Origin of the sequence: Micromonospora sp. NPDC050784 (genome assembly GCF_044456765.1) — a bacterium.
GTDB lineage: Bacteria > Actinomycetota > Actinomycetes > Mycobacteriales > Micromonosporaceae > Micromonospora > Micromonospora foliorum.
On sequence record NZ_JBITGG010000002.1, the window covers coordinates 24,230 to 42,701 of the forward strand.

Annotated in this window: 19 protein-coding genes; 9 read left to right on the top strand and 10 right to left on the bottom strand. The window is 72.4% G+C overall.

Features of this window, described 5'->3' with window-relative positions; translation table 11 throughout:
• Window positions 1-7 precede the first annotated feature (7 nt).
• The 3 genes from kdpA to ACIBD9_RS02540 form a co-directional block, all read right to left on the bottom strand.
• Window positions 8-1,663 (bottom strand): potassium-transporting ATPase subunit KdpA, encoded by a 1,656-nt coding sequence (kdpA, locus tag ACIBD9_RS02530; RefSeq protein ID WP_396713874.1) that lies wholly within the window; start codon window positions 1,661-1,663, stop codon window positions 8-10.
• Window positions 1,663-1,752, bottom strand: coding sequence for a K(+)-transporting ATPase subunit F (kdpF, locus tag ACIBD9_RS02535; protein ID WP_036390805.1), 90 nt, complete (start codon window positions 1,750-1,752; stop codon window positions 1,663-1,665). Before kdpF ends, kdpA begins: the two co-directional genes overlap by 1 nt.
• Before the next feature lie 345 nt (window positions 1,753-2,097).
• A complete protein-coding gene (locus ACIBD9_RS02540) occupies window positions 2,098-3,138 on the bottom strand; it encodes a TRM11 family SAM-dependent methyltransferase (protein WP_396713876.1) in 1,041 nt (346 codons plus the stop codon).
• A gap of 72 nt (window positions 3,139-3,210) precedes the next feature.
• On the opposite strand from ACIBD9_RS02540, the gene ACIBD9_RS02545 reads away from it, so the two are divergent.
• Window positions 3,211-4,083 carry a zf-HC2 domain-containing protein gene (locus ACIBD9_RS02545; protein WP_396713878.1) on the top strand — a complete coding sequence of 291 codons (873 nt, stop codon included), beginning with the start codon at window positions 3,211-3,213 and terminating at the stop codon, window positions 4,081-4,083.
• A 28-nt stretch (window positions 4,084-4,111) separates the two neighbouring features.
• Here ACIBD9_RS02545 and ACIBD9_RS02550 read toward each other — a convergent pair whose 3' ends face one another.
• Entirely contained in the window at window positions 4,112-4,756 is a 645-nt protein-coding gene (locus tag ACIBD9_RS02550) for a TetR/AcrR family transcriptional regulator (RefSeq protein ID WP_396713880.1), read from the bottom strand.
• Between the two features lie 204 nt (window positions 4,757-4,960).
• On the opposite strand from ACIBD9_RS02550, the gene ACIBD9_RS02555 reads away from it, so the two are divergent.
• The 4 genes from ACIBD9_RS02555 to ACIBD9_RS02570 are packed head-to-tail and all read left to right on the top strand — an operon-like array spanning window position 4,961 to window position 10,638.
• Entirely contained in the window at window positions 4,961-6,127 is a 1,167-nt protein-coding gene (locus ACIBD9_RS02555; RefSeq protein ID WP_396713882.1) for an acyl-CoA dehydrogenase family protein, read from the top strand.
• The gene (locus ACIBD9_RS02560) at window positions 6,117-7,331 is read left to right on the top strand and encodes an acetyl-CoA C-acetyltransferase (RefSeq protein WP_396713884.1); all 1,215 of its coding nucleotides are present in this window, start codon (window positions 6,117-6,119) and stop codon (window positions 7,329-7,331) included. Before ACIBD9_RS02555 ends, ACIBD9_RS02560 begins: the two co-directional genes overlap by 11 nt.
• Window positions 7,332-7,345: 14 nt before the next feature.
• Entirely contained in the window at window positions 7,346-9,511 is a 2,166-nt protein-coding gene (locus ACIBD9_RS02565) for a 3-hydroxyacyl-CoA dehydrogenase NAD-binding domain-containing protein (RefSeq protein WP_396713886.1), read from the top strand.
• Window positions 9,508-10,638: a CaiB/BaiF CoA transferase family protein gene (locus ACIBD9_RS02570; RefSeq protein ID WP_396713888.1), complete on the top strand. Its 1,131-nt coding sequence runs from the start codon at window positions 9,508-9,510 to the stop codon at window positions 10,636-10,638. Before ACIBD9_RS02565 ends, ACIBD9_RS02570 begins: the two co-directional genes overlap by 4 nt.
• On the opposite strand, the gene ACIBD9_RS02575 is transcribed toward ACIBD9_RS02570, so the two are convergent.
• Window positions 10,594-11,418: a cytochrome c oxidase assembly protein gene (locus ACIBD9_RS02575; protein WP_396713890.1), complete on the bottom strand. Its 825-nt coding sequence runs from the start codon at window positions 11,416-11,418 to the stop codon at window positions 10,594-10,596. The two genes, ACIBD9_RS02570 and ACIBD9_RS02575, sit on opposite strands and share 45 nt — an antisense overlap.
• Window positions 11,415-11,897, bottom strand: coding sequence for a DUF2243 domain-containing protein (locus tag ACIBD9_RS02580; RefSeq protein ID WP_396713892.1), 483 nt, complete (start codon window positions 11,895-11,897; stop codon window positions 11,415-11,417). The genes ACIBD9_RS02575 and ACIBD9_RS02580 overlap by 4 nt, the downstream gene beginning before the upstream one ends.
• Before the next feature lie 197 nt (window positions 11,898-12,094).
• Here ACIBD9_RS02580 and ACIBD9_RS02585 point away from each other — a divergent pair, with 197 nt between their 5' ends.
• From ACIBD9_RS02585 to ACIBD9_RS02600, 4 genes are all read left to right on the top strand, one after another.
• The gene (locus tag ACIBD9_RS02585) at window positions 12,095-13,357 is read left to right on the top strand and encodes a DUF2786 domain-containing protein (protein ID WP_396713893.1); all 1,263 of its coding nucleotides are present in this window, start codon (window positions 12,095-12,097) and stop codon (window positions 13,355-13,357) included.
• A 147-nt stretch (window positions 13,358-13,504) separates the two neighbouring features.
• Complete coding sequence (locus ACIBD9_RS02590; RefSeq protein ID WP_238660866.1) at window positions 13,505-13,861, top strand: YciI family protein; 357 nt, start codon at window positions 13,505-13,507, stop codon at window positions 13,859-13,861.
• Complete coding sequence (locus ACIBD9_RS02595; RefSeq protein ID WP_396713895.1) at window positions 13,858-15,105, top strand: RNA polymerase sigma factor; 1,248 nt, start codon at window positions 13,858-13,860, stop codon at window positions 15,103-15,105. The genes ACIBD9_RS02590 and ACIBD9_RS02595 overlap by 4 nt, the downstream gene beginning before the upstream one ends.
• A gap of 98 nt (window positions 15,106-15,203) precedes the next feature.
• The gene (locus ACIBD9_RS02600) at window positions 15,204-15,848 is read left to right on the top strand and encodes a class I SAM-dependent methyltransferase (protein WP_396713897.1); all 645 of its coding nucleotides are present in this window, start codon (window positions 15,204-15,206) and stop codon (window positions 15,846-15,848) included.
• 48 nt (window positions 15,849-15,896) lie between these two features.
• Here the strand turns inward: ACIBD9_RS02600 and ACIBD9_RS02605 are convergent, their stop codons facing one another.
• From ACIBD9_RS02605 to ACIBD9_RS02620, 4 genes are all read right to left on the bottom strand, one after another.
• Window positions 15,897-17,357, bottom strand: a complete 1,461-nt coding sequence (locus ACIBD9_RS02605) for an alpha/beta hydrolase (RefSeq protein WP_396713899.1) — start codon at window positions 17,355-17,357, stop codon at window positions 15,897-15,899.
• Window positions 17,358-17,480: 123 nt separating this feature from the next.
• A complete protein-coding gene (locus ACIBD9_RS02610) occupies window positions 17,481-17,750 on the bottom strand; it encodes a hypothetical protein (RefSeq protein ID WP_396713901.1) in 270 nt (89 codons plus the stop codon).
• Window positions 17,747-18,094, bottom strand: coding sequence for an ArsR family transcriptional regulator (locus tag ACIBD9_RS02615; protein ID WP_124818380.1), 348 nt, complete (start codon window positions 18,092-18,094; stop codon window positions 17,747-17,749). Before ACIBD9_RS02615 ends, ACIBD9_RS02610 begins: the two co-directional genes overlap by 4 nt.
• Before the next feature lie 163 nt (window positions 18,095-18,257).
• Window positions 18,258-18,431, bottom strand: coding sequence for a CsbD family protein (locus ACIBD9_RS02620; RefSeq protein WP_036390803.1), 174 nt, complete (start codon window positions 18,429-18,431; stop codon window positions 18,258-18,260).
• Window positions 18,432-18,472 lie beyond the last annotated feature (41 nt).

The following is an 18,472-nucleotide window of genomic DNA, read 5'->3' on the forward strand; positions in this document are numbered from 1 at the left end:
ATGATGGTCAGAGCCCTTCTGCCAGCGGGCCGAGCGCGAGCGCGGGCAGGAAGGTCAGCGCGACGAGGACCACCGTGACGCCGACGACCATGCCGATGAACAGCGGTCGGTGGGTCGGCAGGGTGCCCTCGGACGCGGGGGTGGGTGCCTGGCGGGCCAGCGAGCCGGCCAACGCGAGCACGAAGATGAGCGGCAGGAACCGGCCCAGCAGCATGCACAACCCGAGCGCGGTGTCCCACCAGGTGGTGTTGACGGTGATGCCGCCGAACGCCGAACCGTTGTTGTTGCTGGCCGAGGTGAACGCGTACAGCACCTCGGAGAGGCCGTGCGGGCCGACGTTGAGCGCCGTGGCGTTGTTGCCGGTGGCGAACGCCGCCGCCGTACCGACGAGCACCAGGATCGGCGTGATCAGGAAGTAGAGCGAGGCGAACTTGATCTCACGCGACCCGATCTTCTTGCCCAGGTACTCGGGAGTGCGACCCACCATCAGCCCGGCCACGAAGACCGTGATCACCGCGAGGATGAGCAGGCCGTACAGACCGGAACCGGTGCCGCCCGGCGCCACCTCGCCGAGCATCATGTTGACCATGGTCATCATGCCGCCGAGCGAGGTGAACGAGTCGTGGAACGAGTTCACCGCACCGGTCGAGGTGAGCGTGGTGGCGGCGGCGAAGGTGGCCGAGTTCGACACGTCGAAACGCACCTCCTTGCCCTCCATCGCCGCACCGACCGCCTGCGGCACCGTGCCGTGGCCGGCCAGCTCGAAGATGTTGGTGATGGCGACGCTGAGGAACGCGAGGATGCCCATCACCGCGGCGATGGCGTAGCCCTGCCGGTTCTGCCCGACCATCCGGCCGAAGACCCGGGGCAGGCTGAACGGGATCAGGAAGATCAGGAAGATCTGCAGCCAGTTCGTCCAGGTGGTCGGGTTCTCGAACGGGTGCGCGCTGTTGACGTTGTAGAAGCCGCCACCGTTGGTGCCCAACTCCTTGATCACTTCCTGGCTGGCGACCGGACCACCGGTGATGGTCTGGGTGCCGCCGGTCAGCGTGCTCACGTCGGTGCCGGCGGACAGGTTCTGCACCGCCCCGCCGATCATCAACGCGATGGCGCCGAGCACCGCGATCGGCAGCAGGATCCGCAGCGTGATCCGGGTCAGGTCGACCCAGAAGTTGCCGAGCTGCCCGGCGCGGCTGCGGGCGAAGCCGCGTACCAGCGCGACCGCCACCGCGATGCCGACCGCCGCCGAGACGAAGTTCTGCACGGCCAGGCCGGCCATCTGCACCAGGTGGCCCATCGTCGACTCACCCGAGTACGACTGCCAGTTCGTGTTGGTCACGAACGACACGGCTGTGTTCCACGCGCCGTGCGGCACCACCGGGTCGAGCCCCAGCGACAGCCACAGGTGGTTCTGCACCCGCTGGAACAGGTACAGGAACAGGATCGAGACCGCGGAGAACGCCAGCACGCTGCGGGCGTACACGCCCCAGGTCTGCTCGGCGGCCGGGTTGACCCCGACCAGTCGGAAGATGCCCCGCTCGACCCGCGACTGCTTGCTGCCGGAGACGGCCCGGAACATGTAGTCGCCGAACGGCTTGTAGACGGCGACGAGGGCCGCCACCAGCGTCAGCACGAAGATGACGCCTTCTGTTGTCATGGTCATCAGAAGCGCTCCGGAAACAGCAGGGCGAACACCAGGAACGCGCCCAGGACGATCGCGAGCACCAGACCGACGGCGTTGACCGCGTTCACAGCTTCTCCACCGCCCGGACCACCAGGGCGAGCACCGCGAACAGCGCCACCGTCAGGATCACGAACACCACGTCAGACACGCTGACTCCTCAGCCGGAAAGGTTCGTCGCGACCGCCTTCCGGTCGCGCCGGGCAATCAAAGCCCCGCCACCCGCCGATCGGCAGGGGTCATAACGCGACCATGACGGCGGCGAACCTTTTCTTGACGTGGTTTTCACACCCGCCCGTTGAGCAGGTGAAATGCGGCACAGACCCTCGCTGGTCCGGGAGGTCAAGACGAGAAGAACCACGCGCGACCCCGGACGGGGCGGCGCATGGTGCGGTGAGGGCGGAGGTGCGAGGCCGTCAGGCCGGGCGGCGGGCCACCAGCACGTCCCGCATGATCGACTGGTCCACCCGGTGCCGCAGCGCGCGATAGGGCTCGGAGTCGACCACGGTCAGGCCGGCGTCGGCCAACGCCGCCGCCGCGTCGTCCCGGCTCGCGACGTGCGTGTTCCAGGAGACCCCGAGTGCACCGCCGGGGCGCAACAACCGGGCCCAGACCGGCGCGGCGTCCGCGAGCAACGCCAGCGGGTCGCGGGTCAAGCCCTGCCCAGCGGTACGACTGCCGTGCTGCACGCCGTACGGCGCGTCGGCGACGACCAGGTCGACGGTCTCCGGTCGGAAGAACTCCGCCGATCGGGCGGTGTCGGCGTTGACCACATCCAGCAACTGGGTCTGGCCGGCCTTGTGCTCCTCACGGGTCGGCGCCAGCTCGATCCGCACCCGTCGGCCGACGACCTTGCGCTCCCGCCGCACCGGCCCCGACTCCAGCACCCGGTGCTTGACCCGCTTCTGCTTCAGCCAGGTGGTGATGAACGCCCGGTACGCCTCGACGTCCTTCTGGTCGCGCTCGATCCCCGCGGCGTCGAAGCCGTACATCAGCGCCTGGTTCAGCGTGGTGCCCCGACCACAGAGCGGGTCGAGCACCCGGAATCGGCGGCTGGTCATCTCGGTGGCCCAGTCCGAGGCGAGCAGGGTGACGTTGAGCAGCAGCTTGGTGAACTGCTCGTTGGTCTTGCCCGGGTACTTCTGGATGGTGAGCAGGTCGTCGTCGTAGCGGTCCAGGCGGCTCCACTCGATCGGCCGCAGCAGCTCACCGACGATCTCGAACAACGCGTACCCGGCGGAGAGGTTGCCCAGGACGGCCAGGTCCCGCTCGGTCAGCCCGTCGCCACTGAAGGTGACGTAGGAGGCCCCTCCGACGACCTCGGTGTCCAGCTCGCCGATCCGGCCGTCCAGCGCCGAGCGGCCGAAGATCTCCAGCTCGGCCCGGGTGAGGTCGACGGCGGCGCGGGCGTACACCCGGTTGGTGGCGGGCAGGATGAGCAGGCCGTAACGCGTCATGATCCGGCGAGTATTCCACAACCAGTCACGGTTGCCGGGAACCGGAGCGGCTGCCGGAGCGACTACCGATACATGGGGTGTGAGCAGTGGCGGGAGGTCCTGTCCGCGCAGCTGGACGGGGAGGAGACCGCCGCCGAACTGACGGCGGTGCAGGGTCACCTCGACGGGTGTGCCGAGTGCCGGGCCTGGTTCACGGCGGCGGCCGCGGTGACGCGTCGGGTTCGTACCCGATTGGTCGTTGAGGTGCCCGACCGCACGGCGGCGATCCTCGCCGCGACCAGCGCGGCCCCGGCCCGCCGGTCGCGGTGGCGGCGCTCGAACGGACCTGGCCCGCTGGTCGCCGGCCTGCGCAAGGTGCTCGGACGGGGCCAGCTCGCCGCCGGGCTGCGCGCGGCGTTCGGACGCGGCCCGCTCGTCGCCGGCCTGCGCTCGGCGCTCGGGTTGCTCGGCGCGGTGCAACTGGTGCTCGGCCTGGCCCAGGTGGGCCGGGGCGCGACCGCCGACCACCTGCACCCCACCGGCCAGCACCTGTGGCACGAGTCGGCGGCGTGGAACGTGGCCGTCGGCGCGGGCTTCCTGTTCGTGGCGCTGCGCCGCAGCCCACCCGCCGGGCTGCTGCCGATGCTCAGCGCGTTCGTCGGCACGCTGCTGCTGCTGTCGGTCAACGACCTGGCTACCGGATCGGTGGGCGGGGAACGACTGATCAGCCACGGCTTCCTGGTGGTCGGCTACCTGATCACCGTGCTGCTGTCCCGGCCCGGCCTGCGCCCCGGCGGGCCGGCACCGCAGCGGCAGCCCACACCGTCCCGCTGGCGGTTCGGGGCCGACGAGGTGGACCGGCCGCTGCGGGTGGTACGCCCCGAGTCCTATCCGGCCCAGGCCGCCGACCGGTACGCCGCCCCTGCAGCGCGTACCGATCAGGCCGGCGAACGCCGGGCCGCCTGAGCAACGAGGCGCCCTCAGCGCCCGGTGCTCAGCGCTCTGGTCGCGCCGGTTCGCCCCCGGCGAGGACCTGCGGGATGACCTGCTCGACGATGGTCAGCAGGGTCGTGGTGAGCAGTAGGTGCACCTGGGCGCGGGTCAGCGCGCCGCGCTGGAGCCACTCGCGGGCGGTCGACGTGGCCAGCCCGCCGTACGCGCGGACCATCCCGCGCAACTCCTCGCGGTGCTCCGCCTCGCCGGCCAGCCCGACGGCGACCAGCATCCGGTCCGCGGCGACCTCCTCGGCCTCGGCGAGCACCCGCTCCACGTCGGCGTCGCCGCCCATCCCCCGGGCGGTGACCGCCGCCAGCCACGAGGTGCTGTGCCGGGACACCACGTCGAGGAACCAGGTGACGCTGGCGTCGACCCGGGTCCGGAGATCGCCCTTGGGCAGCCGCTCCAGGGCAACCTCGGGGATGGTCACCATGACCCGGACGACCTCCAGGTAGAGGTCCTTCTTCGCACCGAAGTAGTGGTTGACCAGGCCGCGAGCGACACCTGCCTCGCGGGCGACGTCGGTGGTCGACACGTCCGCGTACGGGCGCTCGCCGAACAGCCGGACCGCGCAGGCCAGGATCTGCCCACGCCGGGCGTCCGGCTCCAAACGGCGGCGGCGCGGAGCCGTCTCGACACTCATCTGCCCGACCCTATCGACAGGCCACCGGGTTCGGCCCAGCGTCAACCACCGTCCCACCTTGATCAAGTGATGAGAAGTAGGCCCGACAACCGCTTCCGACCTACTTTCCATCACTTGATCTTGATTCGCCGTTCGGTGACCCCGGCGCCGTCGGCCGCCCACGACTTATTGACAGGCCGCCAACAGCGCGCGAGGGTGGTGCACATGCCGACTCCCCCGCCCGACGGCTCTCCCTCACCCTGGCGCGAGCCGGAGCATGACGACCTGGCCGAGCTGGCCCGCACCTTCTTCACCAAGGAGGTGTTGCCGCACGCCGAGCGCCTGCTGGCGCAGGGCCATCCGGACCGTGAGCACTACCGGCGCGCCGGTGAGCTGGGGTTGCTCGGCCTGTCGGTCCCGGAGGAGTACGGCGGTGGGGGCGGCGGGTTCACCCACGAGGCGGTGCTGTTGCACGAGCAGGCGTACGCCGGGGAGAGCAGCCTCGGCCTGGCCGTCCACAGTGGCATCGTCACCGGTTACCTGGTGGCGTACGGCAGCGAGGAGCAGAAGCGGCGCTGGCTGCCCGGTCTGTGCAGTGGTGAGCTGGTGGGCGCCATCGCGATGACCGAGCCGGACGGTGGCTCCGACCTGCAGGCGATGCGTACCCGGGCGGTTCGCGACGGCGACGACTACCTGGTGACCGGCGCGAAGACGTTCATCACCAACGGCGGCCTGGCCGATCTGGTCATCGTGGCCGTGAAGACCGACCCCGAGCAGCGGGCGTCCGGCGTCTCGCTGCTGGTGTGCGAGGTGGGTGGCGAGCCGGCGGGGTTCCGGCGCGGCCGACTGCTGTCCAAGATCGGCCTGCACGCCAACGACACGGCGGAGTTGTTCTTCGACGAGTTCCGGGTGCCGGCGGCCAACCTGCTCGGCGGTGCCGAGGGGCTGGGCTTCGTCCAGCTCATGCAGCAGCTCCCGCAGGAACGGCTGGTCATCGGCGTCGGCGCGGTCGCGGCGATGGAACGGGCGGTCGCGCTGACCGTCGCGTACGCCAAGGAGCGCACCGCCTTCGGCAAGACCCTGATGGGTCACCAGAACACCCGGATGGTGCTCGCGGAGTGCGCCACCCGCGCCCGGGTCAGCCGGGTCTTCCTGGACGACTGCATCGTCCGGCACACACGTGGCGACCTGGACGTGGCCACCGCGGCGATGGCGAAGTCATGGCTCACCGATGGGCAGTGTGAGGTCGTCGACAGGTGCCTGCAGCTCTTCGGCGGCTACGGCTACACGACGGAGTACCCGATCGCCCGGATGTACGCCGACGCCCGCGTCCAGAAGATCTACGGCGGCACCAACGAGATCATGAAGGAGTTGATCGCCCGTGCCCTCTGAGGCGTACGTCTATGACGCGGTCCGCACCCCGCGCGGACGCGGCCGGGACACCGGGGCGCTGCACGGGGTCAAGCCGATCTCCCTGGTGGTCGGCCTGGTCGACGCGTTGCGCGAGCGCAACCCCGGCCTGGACGTCGGCCGGCTGGAGGACCTGCTGCTCGGCATCGTGACCCCGGTCGGCGAGCAGGGCGGCGACCTGGCCCGGGCCGCCGCGCTGTTGGCCGGGCTGCCCGACCAGGTGGGCGGGGTGCAGCTCAACCGGTTCTGCGCCTCCGGGCTGGAGGCGGTCAACTCCGCCGCCGCGCGGATCCGCTCCGGCTGGGAGCATCTGCTGCTCGCCGGCGGGGTCGAGTCGATGTCCCGGGTGCCGATGGGCTCCGACGGCGCGGCCTGGGCCACCGACCCGCAGACCGCGCTGGCCACGTCGTTCGTGCCGCAGGGCGTCAGCGCCGACCTGATCGCCACTCTGGAGGGCTTCACCCGCGACGACGTGGACGGCTACGCGCTGCGGTCGCAGGAGCGGGCCGCCAAGGCCTGGGCCGGCGGGTACTTCACCCGCTCGGTGGTGCCGGTCCGGGACGGCAACGGGCTGGACATCCTCACCGTCGACGAACACCCGCGCCCGGAGACGACCCGGGAGGCGCTGGCCAAGCTCACCCCGTCCTTCGCCACAATGGGCGAGGCGGCCGGCTTCGACGCGGTGGCGTTGCAGAAGTTCCACTGGTTGGAGGCGATCCAACACGTCCACCACGCGGGCAACTCGTCCGGCATCGTGGACGGCGCCGCGCTGGTGTTGATCGGCTCGGGCGACGTCGGTCGGGACCTCGGCCTCACCCCGCGCGCCCGGATCGTCGGCGCGGCGGTCAGCGGCGCAGACCCGACGCTGATGTTGACCGGCCCGATCCCGGCCACCCACAAGGCGCTCGCCGTCGCCGGGTTGACAGTCGACGACATCGACCTGTTCGAGATCAACGAGGCCTTCGCCGCGGTGGTGCTCAAGTACGTCCGTGACCTGGGCCTCGACCCGGACCGGGTGAACGTCAACGGTGGTGCGATCGCGCTCGGCCACCCGCTCGGCGCGACCGGAGCGATGCTGCTCGGTACGGCGTTGGACGAGTTGGAGCGCCGCGACCTGCGCCGCGCCGTGGTGACCCTCTGCATCGGCGGCGGCATGGGCGTCGCCACCGTTCTCGAGCGCTGCTGACCCGGAGGACGACCATGACCAACACCATCCGGTACGATCGCGGCGCCGACGGCATCGTCACGCTCACCCTGGACGACCCCACCCAGTCCGCCAACACCATGAACCGGGCGTACGCCGCCTCGATGAGCGCGGTACTCGATCGGCTGGAGGCCGAGCCCGATCTCGTGGGCGTCATCGTGACCAGCGCGAAGTCGACCTTCTTCGCCGGCGGCGACCTGCCCGAGATGATCCGGGCCACCCGGGCCGACGCGCCCGCTCTGGCCGACCTGCTCGGCACCATCAAACGGGACCTTCGCCGGCTGGAGACGCTGGGGCTGCCGGTGGTCGCCGCGGTCAACGGCTCGGCGCTCGGCGGTGGCCTGGAGATCGCGCTCGCCTGCCACCACCGGATCGCGCTGGACGCACCCGACTCGCGGCTCGGGCTGCCCGAGGTCACCCTGGGCCTGCTGCCCGGGGCGGGCGGTGTCACCCGGACGGTACGCATGCTCGGCCTGGCCGGCGCGCTGACCACCGTGCTGCTCACCGGCCGGCGGATGCGCCCGGCCGAGGCCCTGTCCGCCGGGCTGGTCGACGAGGTGGTCGCCACGCCCACGGAGCTGCTGGAGCACGCCCGGGCCTGGATCGCGGCGAACCCGCGCCCGGCACAGCCTTGGGACCGACCGGACTACCGGATGCCGGGTGGCACCCCGGCGAGCCGCTCGCTGGCCGCCCAACTCCCCGCGTTCCCGGCGACGCTGCGCAAGCAGCTCAAGGGCGCTCGGCTGCCCGCACCCGAGGCGATCCTGGCCGCCGCCGTCGAGGGGGCACAGGTCGACCTGGAGACCGCCCTGACCGTGGAGACCCGGCACCTGATCGGCCTGCTCACCGGGCAGGTGGCCAAGAACATGATCGGCGCGTTCTTCTTCGACCTGAAGGCCGTCAACGGTGGCGCGGCCCGACCGGCCGATGTGGACGCCGCAGCGGTACGGCGGGTGGCGGTGCTCGGGGCCGGCATGATGGGCGCGGGTATCGCGTACGCCTGCGCCAGTGCCGGGCTGGACGTCGTGGTCAAGGACGTCACGCCGGAGGCCGCCGGCCGGGCCCGGGAGCACGCCGAGCGGTTGCTGGCCCGCAAGGTACGCAAGGGCCGCACGACCGAGGCGGACGCCCGCGCCGTGCTGGACCGGATCACCACCACCGACCGGGTGGACGCGCTGGCCGGCTGCGACGCGGTCATCGAGGCGGTCTTCGAGGACCCGGCGCTGAAACAGCAGGTCTTCGCCGAGGTGCTGCCGGTGCTGGCGCCCGACGCGCTGCTCGCCTCCAACACCTCCACCCTGCCGATCACCGGGCTGGCCGCCGGCGTGGACCGGCCGACGGACTTCATCGGCATGCACTTCTTCTCGCCGGTGGACCGGATGCCGTTGTTGGAGATCGTGGTGGGTGAACGGACCGGGGACGTGGCGCTGGCCCGGGCGTTCGACCTGGGCCGGCGGATCGGCAAGACCCCGATCGTGGTCAACGACGGCCGGGGTTTCTTCACCAGCCGGGTGATCGGCAAGTTCATCGACGAGGCGGTCGGCATGGTCGCCGAGGGTGTCCCCGCAGCGTCGGTGGAGCAGGCCGCCCTCCAGGCCGGCTACCCGACCGGGCCGCTGGCGCTGGCCGACGAGGTCAGTCTCACGCTGATCCAACGGATCCGCCGCCAGTTCGAGGCGGCCAGCGAGGAGTTCCGACCCCTGCCGGCGCACCGCCTGGTGGACGAGCTGGTCGACGCGTACGACCGGCCGGGGCGTGCCGCCGGACGTGGCTTCTACTCCTACGACGACGGCACCCGGGGCCGGCTGTGGCCCGGCCTCGCCGACCTGACCACCGAGGCAGGTCGGGCGGTGCCGTTCACCGACCTCCAGGAGCGGATGCTCTTCGCGGAGGCGCTGGACGCGCTGCGCTGCCTCGACGAGGGGGTGCTGCGCACCGAGACCGACGCCAACATCGGCTCGATCTTCGGCATCGGCTTCCCGGCGTGGACGGGAGGGGTGATCCGCTACGTCCGGCAGTACGCGGGCGGCCCGGCCGGCTTCGCGACCCGGGCCACCGAGCTGGCCGACCGCTACGGCGACCGGTTCACGCCCCCGGTCGACCTGGTCGACCGGCTCGCCGCCTCGGCCGACCGCCCCGCCGCGCCGGTTGGCGTCGCGTGACGGCGGCGCGCGGCGGGCCGCTGGCCGGGATGCGGGTGGTCGAGCTGGCCAGCCTCGCGCCGGCGCCGTTCGGCTGCATGGTGCTCGCCGACCTCGGCGCGGACGTGGTGCGGGTGGACCGGCCGGGCGCTCCGGGGGCGGGCCGGCTGGCCGCACCGACCAGCGGGCCGTTGCAGCGCGGACGGCGGGTCACCGCACTGGACCTGAAGTCCCCGGCCGGGGTGGCGGACCTGCTGCGCCTCGCCGACCGCGCGGACGTACTGGTCGAGGCGTACCGGCCGGGGGTGGCCGAGCGGCTCGGCTTCGGGCCGGACGTGTGCCAGGCCCGCAACCCCCGACTGGTGTACGCGCGGATGACCGGCTGGGGTCAGGACGGCCCGCTGGCAGCCCGAGCCGGGCACGACATCGACTACATCGCGGTGGCCGGGGCGTTGGAGCCACTGGGACGGGCCGGCGAACGCCCGTACGCGCCGATGAACCTGCTCGGCGACTTCGGCGGCGGCGGCATGCTGCTCGCCGTCGGTGTGCTGGCCGCGCTGCTGGAGCGGGAGCGCTCCGGCATCGGCCAGGTGGTCGACGCGGCGATGGTGGACGGCTCGGCGCTGCTCACCTCGTTCCTGCACGGGCTGATCGGCGCCGGCCTGTGGGCCGCCCCGCGTGGGCGCAACATGTTCGACGGCGGCGCGCCGTTCTACGACACGTACGTCACCGCCGACGGCGGATTCATGGCCGTCGGCGCGATGGAACCGGCCTTCTACGCCGTACTGCTCAGCGGCCTCGACCTTGCCGACGACCCGGACCTGCCCGCCCAGTACGACCCGAGCGGCTGGGACGAGCTGCGCCGCCGGTTCACCGAGCGGTTCGCCGAGCGCACCCGGGACGAGTGGACGGCGGTCTTCGCCGACCTGGACGCCTGCGTCGCGCCGGTGCTCGCCCCCGGCGAGGCGCACGAGCACCCGCACAACGCGGCCCGGGGCACGTTCGTCGAGGTGGGCGGCGAGATCCAACCGGCCCCCGCGCCCCGCTTCGACCGCACGCCGCCCGACCGGCCAACCCCGGCACCAGATCCCGTGCGGGACGTCCTACCGGTCGACGAGATCCTCACCAACTGGCCGGACCGCACCTGACAAGCGGGGGCGGCGGGAGTGGTACCAGGTGGCGAAGAGGGCTGCCGCCAGGAGCAGTTCGGCCAGGTCGCCGCCGTAGTACATGAGTTGGGCGGCCGAGCGGAACGCTTCCGGGTCCCGGTCGGTGAGGCCGGGCGGGAGGGTGTCGGCCTGGGCGTACAGGTACTTGGCCAGCACGGCGTGGCCGGCTGACGCGGCCAGTAACGCGCCGACCCGTACCGCCAGTCCCGGGCGGCGCGGTGCCGGGTCCGGCCCGGCCAACGACCAGGCGAAGAGGTACCCGGCGGCCAGGTAGTGCAGGTGCACGGCATGGTGCAGGACGGGTTGCCGGTCGGCCGCCGCGTACAGCGGCGTGAGCAGCACCAACGCCAGCCCGCCGGTGGTCAGCAGCGCGGCGGTGACCGGGTGGGCGAGCAGGTGCAGCGGGTGGGAGCGCAGCAGCCGAGCGACCGCCCGGCGTACCGGTGGCGGTGCGACGTGCAGCAACAGCGTCACCGGGGCGGCGAGCACCAGCCCCAGCGGGGCCAGCATGCCGAGCAGCAGGTGCTGCGCCATGTGTCCGCGCGGGTCGTCGGCGAGTTGGGCCAGTGGCCCCACGGCGACCGCCAGCAGGACGCAGCCGACCAGCCAGGAGGCGGTGCGCCGGTGGTCCCAACCTCGTGGGTCGCGGACGGCGGCCAGCACGTAGCCGACCGCCAGCAACGCGACCGGGAACAGAGGGAACCAGGTCGGCCCGGCCGTGCCGTGCCCGGTGTGCGCCAGCGGCACGACCACCGTCATCGGGCGTCCACGCCGGGCCGGCGGGACCGCGCCCACCACAGGACAGCGACGCCGGCCAGCAGCAGCACGGTGCCGGCCACGTTCCAGACCACGTCGTACGGCACCAGGTGGACGCCGTAGCGGATCTGGTGCAGCCGGAGCACCTTGTGGTCCACGATCCCGTCGAAGAGCTGGAATCCTCCGGCGCCGAGCAGGAAGCCACCCCAGGCCAGGCGGCTCGACAGGGCACGGCGCCGACGCAGGTCGGCGAACCAGAAGAACCCACCGACCAGGGCGATCACCTCGGCGGCGTGCAGCAGCCCGTCCGAGAGCAGCGCCACCGAGGGGGTGGAGCGGTCGTAGAAGTGGTGCCAGGCAAGGAGCTGGTGGAAGACGATCTCGTCCACCGCAGCCATGATCGCGATGCCGATCAGGACGCCGACGAGGATGGAGGACCGAACGTCTGCGGTACGTGCCCTCGGCGGGCTCGAATCGACCACCACACACCTCGCAGTCAGCTCGGACAGTTCGCAAATACCCCGAACCGCATGAAACATTCGCGGCCAGACCAGCGAGACCGAGGGTCGGTGACATCCCGTTTCGCGACTCCCGGGCCACGGGCGGCATGATCATGGAGCCTGGAGGGGCAGCGAACGCCAGATTCCCGGAACAACGAGATCCCGAGAAGGAGGTGCCCGTGCCGGACGCGGACGAACTCGTCGCCAACGCGCTCGCGGCGGTGCGCGGCACTGACGTACGACAGGCCGAACGGCAGCTGGACCAACTGATGGTCGGCACCGGCGCCGCGGACGGCACCACGGCGGTGGACGCCGCGCTGCTGCGTCGCCTGGTCCGCGGCCTGGGCCGGCTGTGGCCGCGCGGCTGGCAGCCGGTCGACGTGGACCGGATCACCGGTCGACGGCTCGACGCCCGCGCGGCCCGGCTGGTCCGTGCCGCGATGGCCGCCCAGCGGCGCGACCAGGCCGAGCCGGTCCCGGCCTGGTGGGACGACCAGCTGCGCGAGCTGGCGGCCACCGAGGGCGGTGCCGACCGGAGCGTGCTGACCGGCTGGGCCACCCGGGAGGGTCTGGACCGGGCCGACGCGCTCCGCGCGGCCGTGGACACTCTCGCGCTGGTGGAGAGCCTGCCGCCGATCGCGGTGCTGCGCCCACCGCCGGGTACGAGCGGCGCGGCGCTGCCCCGCACGGCCGGTACGGCTCGCAGCGGGTCGCCGATGCTGGACCGGGTACGGGCGCTGCTGGCCAAGGCCGAGTCGACCACCTTCCCGGCGGAGGCGGAGGCGCTGACCGGAAAGGCCCAGGAGCTGATCGCCCGGCACAGCATCGACGAGGCGCTGCTGGCCGCCGGTTCGGAGCGCGGGGACCTGCCCGGCGGGGTACGCCTGAGCACCGACACCCCGTACGCGGGCGCGAAGGCGCTGCTGGTGCAGGAGGTGGCGGCGGCGAACCGGTGTGAGGCGGTCTGGTCCGACGATCTCGGCTTCGCCACCGTGCTGGGTTGGCCGGCCGATCTGGTGGCGGTGGAGTTGCTCTACACGTCGCTGCTGGTCCAGGCCACGGCGGCGATGCTGCGCGGGCGTGCCGAGCGCCGGCCGGGGTCGGGGCGGCGGACGAAGGTCTGGGACGAGTCCTTCCTCAACGCGTTCGCGCTGCGGATCGGCGAGCGGCTGCGGACGGCCACCGAGGCGGCGACCGAAGCGGCGGACCAGGCGAGGGCCGAGACGGCCGGGGCGGAACGGCTGTTGCCGGTGCTCGCGGCGCGGGGTGAGGCGGTCCGGGAGCGGCTGGACACGCTCTTCCCCGGCGTCACCCGGCACCGGCTCAGCGTGCGCGACGCGGAAGGCTGGTCGTCTGGCACCTCGGCCGCCGACCGGGCGTCCCTGGACGTCGGCGGCGGCCGGACGCCCCGGCAGGTGCCCGGCCGACCCGATCCGCGCTGAACGGTCCGGCGTGGGACCACCCCCGGCGGACATTTCTGGGTTTTTCTTCGGTACGCGGTAGGGATCGGGGGAACCGCTCCGACCCTCCGGTGAGCCGCGCCCCACGTGGGGTGCGACCAGAGCCTGAGGAGCATCGCCGTGAAGTACATGCTGCTGATCTGGAACCGGCCCGGCTTCACCGATGAGCTGAGTGAGCAGGAGCGCACCGCCCTCTTCGGTGACGTCGACGAGATCATGAAGGAGCTGACCGAGAGCGGCGAGCTGATCGGCGGCCAGGCGTTGGCCAACCCGTCGCAGACGATGACGGTCCGGCTCGTGGACGGCAGTCCCGAGCTCCTCGACGGCCCGTTCATGGAGAGCAAGGAGCAGTTCGCCGGTTACCTGGCCGTCGACTGCGACAGCCCGCAGCGGGCCGCCGAGATCGCCGCCCGCTGGCCGGACGTCCGGTACGGCGGCGCGATGGAGGTCCGCCCGATCATGGACGAGGCCGGGACGGAGATGTGACCGAGGACCGGACGGTCGAGGAGCTGCTGCGCACGTTCGCGCCGCAGGTCCTCGGCCTGCTGGTCCGCCGGTACGGACAGTTCGACAGGTGCGAGGACGCGGTGCAGGAGGCCCTGCTCGCCGCCGCGACGCAGTGGCCCGGGCAGGGGGTACCGGACAATTCCCGCGCCTGGTTGCTCACCGTGGCCACCCGCCGCCTCACCGACGAGTGGCGCAGCGAGAGCGCGCGCCGGGACCGCGAGCTGGCGGTGGCGCGACGCGAGCCGGCGTACGCCGGGGTGGCGCCGGCGGCGGACGCGGAGCCCGCCGTTCCGGACGACGACGACACCCTCAGGCTGCTGTTCCTCTGCTGCCACCCGGCGCTGCCCGGGTCGGCGCAGGTGGCGCTCACCCTGCGGGCCGTCGGTGGTCTCAGCACCGCCCAGATCGCCCGGGCGCACCTGGTGCCCGAGGCGACGATGAGTCAACGGATCCGGCGGGCCAAGCAGCGGGTCGAGGCCGCCGGGGCCCGGTTCACCATGCCCGGGCCGGCCGAGCGGGACGAGCGGCTGGGAACGGTGCTGCGGGTGCTCTACCTGATCTTCAACGAGGGCTACACCGCGTCCAGTGGCCCGGACCTGCACCGGGCCGAGCTGACCGGTGAGGCGATCCGGCTGGCTCGCATCCTGCGCGGGCTGTTGCCCGACGACGGCGAGGTGGCCGGGCTGCTGGCGCTGATGCTGCTGACCGACGCGCACCGGGCGGCCCGGGTGGGGCCGGACGGGGAGTTGGTGCCGCTGGCCGAGCAGGACCGCTCGCGGTGGGACGCCGCCGCCATCGCGGAGGGGGTCGCGCTGATCACCGAGGCGTTGACCTGGTCGCCGCCCGGCCCGTACCAACTCCAGGCGGCGATCGCCGCCGTGCACACCGAGGCGTCGACGGCGGCGGAGACGGACTGGCGGCAGATCGTCGCGCTCTACCGGCTGCTGGCCCGGATCGCGCCGAACCCGATGGTCACCCTGAACCAGGCGGTGGCGGTGGCCATGGTGGACGGGCCCCGGGCCGGACTCGCCCTGCTCACGCCGTTGGACACCGACGAACGTACGGCCGGACACCACCGGCTGGCCGCGGTACGGGGTCACCTGTTGGAGCTGGCCGGGGAGGTCGGCGCGGCGCGGGAGGCGTACCTCGCCGCGGCGCGGGGCACCACGAGCCGGCCCGAGCAGCGGTACCTGGAGGTGCGGGCGGCCCGGTTGACCGGGTAGGGGTGGGGACCCTCGTCTTGCCATTTCGGCAACAAACTTTGCGCATCGCCCCGGTCGCCGGTCACAGTCGGGGCCGACGCGCGAAGGAGCAGGCACAGATGACCGAGCAGCACGAGTTCGACAAGGACTACTGGGAGCGGCACTGGCACCAGGCGCACCACGACCGCCCCGGCGCGATGAGCACGTCTCCCGCGCACCCGTACCTGGCCCGGGAGACCGGCGCTCTGGTGCCGGGTTCCGCGCTGGACGCCGGGTGTGGTGCCGGCGCCGAGGCGATCTGGCTCGCCGCCCACGGCTGGCAGGTCACCGCTGTTGACATCGCACCCGTCGCCCTCGCCCGGGCCGCCGAACGCGCGACGGAGAGCGGGGTCTCCGAGCGCGTGCGGTGGGTGGAGGCCGACCTGACGGCCTGGACTCCGGCAACGCGGTTCGACCTGGTCACGACGCACTACGCGCACCCCGCGATGCCGCAGTTGGCCTTCTACGACCGCGTCGCCGGGTGGGTGGCCCCCGGCGGCACCCTCCTGATCGTCGGGCACCTGCACAGCCCGGAAGCGACCGGGGACGGACACGGGCATGGGCACCACCCGCCCGACGAGGCGTCGGTCACTCTCGCGGACATCACCGCCGGCCTGGACGGCGCCAGCTGGGAGATCATCACCGCCGAGGAGCACCGCCGCACGGTGCCGGGCCGGGAGGTGCCGCTGCACGACGTGGTCGTTCGCGCGGTCAGAGGCCGCTGAGCATGCCGCTGCCGACCGCCGGGGCGGCCCGGCGGTCGGCAGCGGCGGTCACACCTCGGGTTCGACGGCCGGGCAGCTGGCGCCCCGGGCGGGCACCACCCGATCGATCAGGTAGGAGTCGACAGCTCGTTGCACACACGGGCTGCTGCTGTAACTGCCGTGCCCCCACCCCTGGTAGGTGAGCAGCGCACCGTGCCGGCCCAACTGTCGCGCCACGTTGCGCGCCCAGCCGTAGCCGCTGGCCGGGTCGTGCACGGTGGCGGCGATCAGCAGCGGCACGTCGGTGCGGACCCGTAGCCGATGCTGCGGGTTGGCGACCGGCGTCGGGGTGCCCAGGCAGGTGACCAGCGCGAACAGTGCCGGCGGGTAGCGCAGGTCCGGCGCGAGCCGGGCCGCCCGGCGCAGGTGTCCGGCGTACTCGCGGTAGTCGCGCACCGGCAGGCTCCAGTCCTGGCAGAAAACCGCGAAGGGGTACGGAGCCACGGCCTCGTCCGCGAGCGCGCGGGCGCTCGGCGTGGTGGCGTCACCCTCCAGTCGGACGATCCACTCGGCCAGCCCCGGCCACCGCCACGTGTCGTAGAGTTTCTTGTGGGCGAGGCGGCTCAGCTCGAACGGGGCGAGTGCGGCCCCGGCCTGGTCCGGGTCGGTCAGTGAGCCACGCTCGGCACGCGCGTGCAGCCCGGCCCAGATCGCCCGGAAGTCCCGACGGTGCAGGGCACAGGCCGTGGACCGGTCACACCAGGCAACAAACTCGTCGAACGCGCCCTCCGCGGTGGCGGCCTGGCTGTCCAGGAAGGAGCGGGTGCCCAGGCTGTGGTCCATCGCGGCCTCCAGCACCATGGCTCGGACCCGGTCGGGGTACAACTCGGCGTACCGCTGCCCGAGCAGGGTGCCGTACGAGCTGCCGTGGAAGGTCAGCTGCCGCTCGCCGAGCGCGGCGCGGACCGCGTCCAGGTCGCGGGCGGCGCTTGTGGTGTCGACGTGGTCGTAGAGCGCCCCGGTGCGGGCCCGGCAGTCGGCACGCAGCAGCGCGTTGTTGGCCAGGACGGCATCGAACTGGGCCTGGTCGGCGATCAACTGTGGTTGCCGGGCGAGCAGGGCCCGGGCGCAGACCACCGGGCGGCTGCCGCCGGTGCCGCGGGGGTCGAAGCTGACGATGTCGAACCTGGCCCGCAGGTCGTCGCTGAACCGGGAGCTGCCGTTCACCACCCGGTCGACCCCGCTGTCGCCCGGCCCGCCGGGGCCGAAGACCAGAGCGCCTTCCCGGGTGGCCGGGTCGGCGACCCGGCGGGCCAGCGACAGGTCGAAGCGCTCACCTCGGGGTTGGTTCCAGTCCACCGGCAGCGACAGGGTGCCGCACTCGGCGCTGCTGTCCGTGGCGCACGGCCGCCAGTCGATCGTCGGACCGGGCCGTGCTCGGGCGGCGGCCGGGCTCGCCGGGGTCAGGCCGGCGGCCGTGAGGGCCAGGGCGACCGCCCAGCCGACTGCGGATTTGCGTACGCGCAGCATGAGGTGCTGTCCTCTCCTCGAAGGAGCGTTGCCGGTGAAACTCGCCCACTGGGCGAGGTGATGCTGCTTCCACCCGGGTCGTCGAGTAGCCGCTCGACGGCCCGGGGACTCTCGCCCCCCGGGTCAGTCGACCTCGCGCAGGACGCGTTCGAGCGTGGTCATCCGGGTTTCCATCCCGCCCAGCCGGCCATCCATCGCCGCGAGCAGTCGGGCGTTCTCCGCCTGGGCCTGGGCGGCGGTCTCGGCGAGCCGGCGGAAGTCGTCCGCGCGGGCCGCCTCGTACCGGGCCCGTCGGGTCTTGGCGAACTGCACGACTGTCACCGTGACCACGCTGATCAGGAAACCGAAGATGCCGATCGCGCCGACCACCTCGGTCCAGTCGTGCTCGCTCATCGCTGTGCTCCCGGCTGTTCGCCCGAGTCGGGCACGGTAAGCGTCTCGACCGCCGCCGCGATGACCGCGGGGGTGAGTGTGAGCACGAACGGCTCCACCTCGTAGTAGTTCATGGCCTTCCCGTCCTCCGACAACTCCAGGCGGGCGGTGACCAGCCCGGCCGCCGCCAGCTTCCGTAGGTGGACCTGCAACAGCGCCCGGCTGATGCCCAGTTGCCGGGCCAGCCCGCTGACGTACGCACGCTCGCGGGCCAGCGCGGCGACGACCCGCAGCCGGTGCGGGTTGGCCAGGGTGGCCAGCACCCGGACCAGGTCGTCGCCGGTCGGCGGTGGAGCGGTGCTCATAACCAGCCCTTGCACATGCCAAGGAAAGTTAGCAGGTGCGACCGCGCGGCGGTACGGGACGGAAGCGGAATCAGGGTGATCTCAGGGTCGGCGAAAGGGGCCGGACACACAGCACGCCGGGCCGGTGATGATCACCGGCCCGGCGTGCGGGTTACGTCGTACGTCAGCTCTTGAAGGCGTCCTTGATCTTCTCGCCCGCCTGCTTGAGCTTGGCGGTGGACTGGTCAGCGCGACCCTCCGCCTCCAGCTGCTCGTTGTCGGTGGCCCGACCGGCGCCTTCCTTCAGCTTGCCGGTCGCGTCCTCGGTGGCGTTGTTGATCTTGTCGTCGATACCCATTGCCAACCTCCATTGCAAGCATTGCAAGCTTCGCTACAACC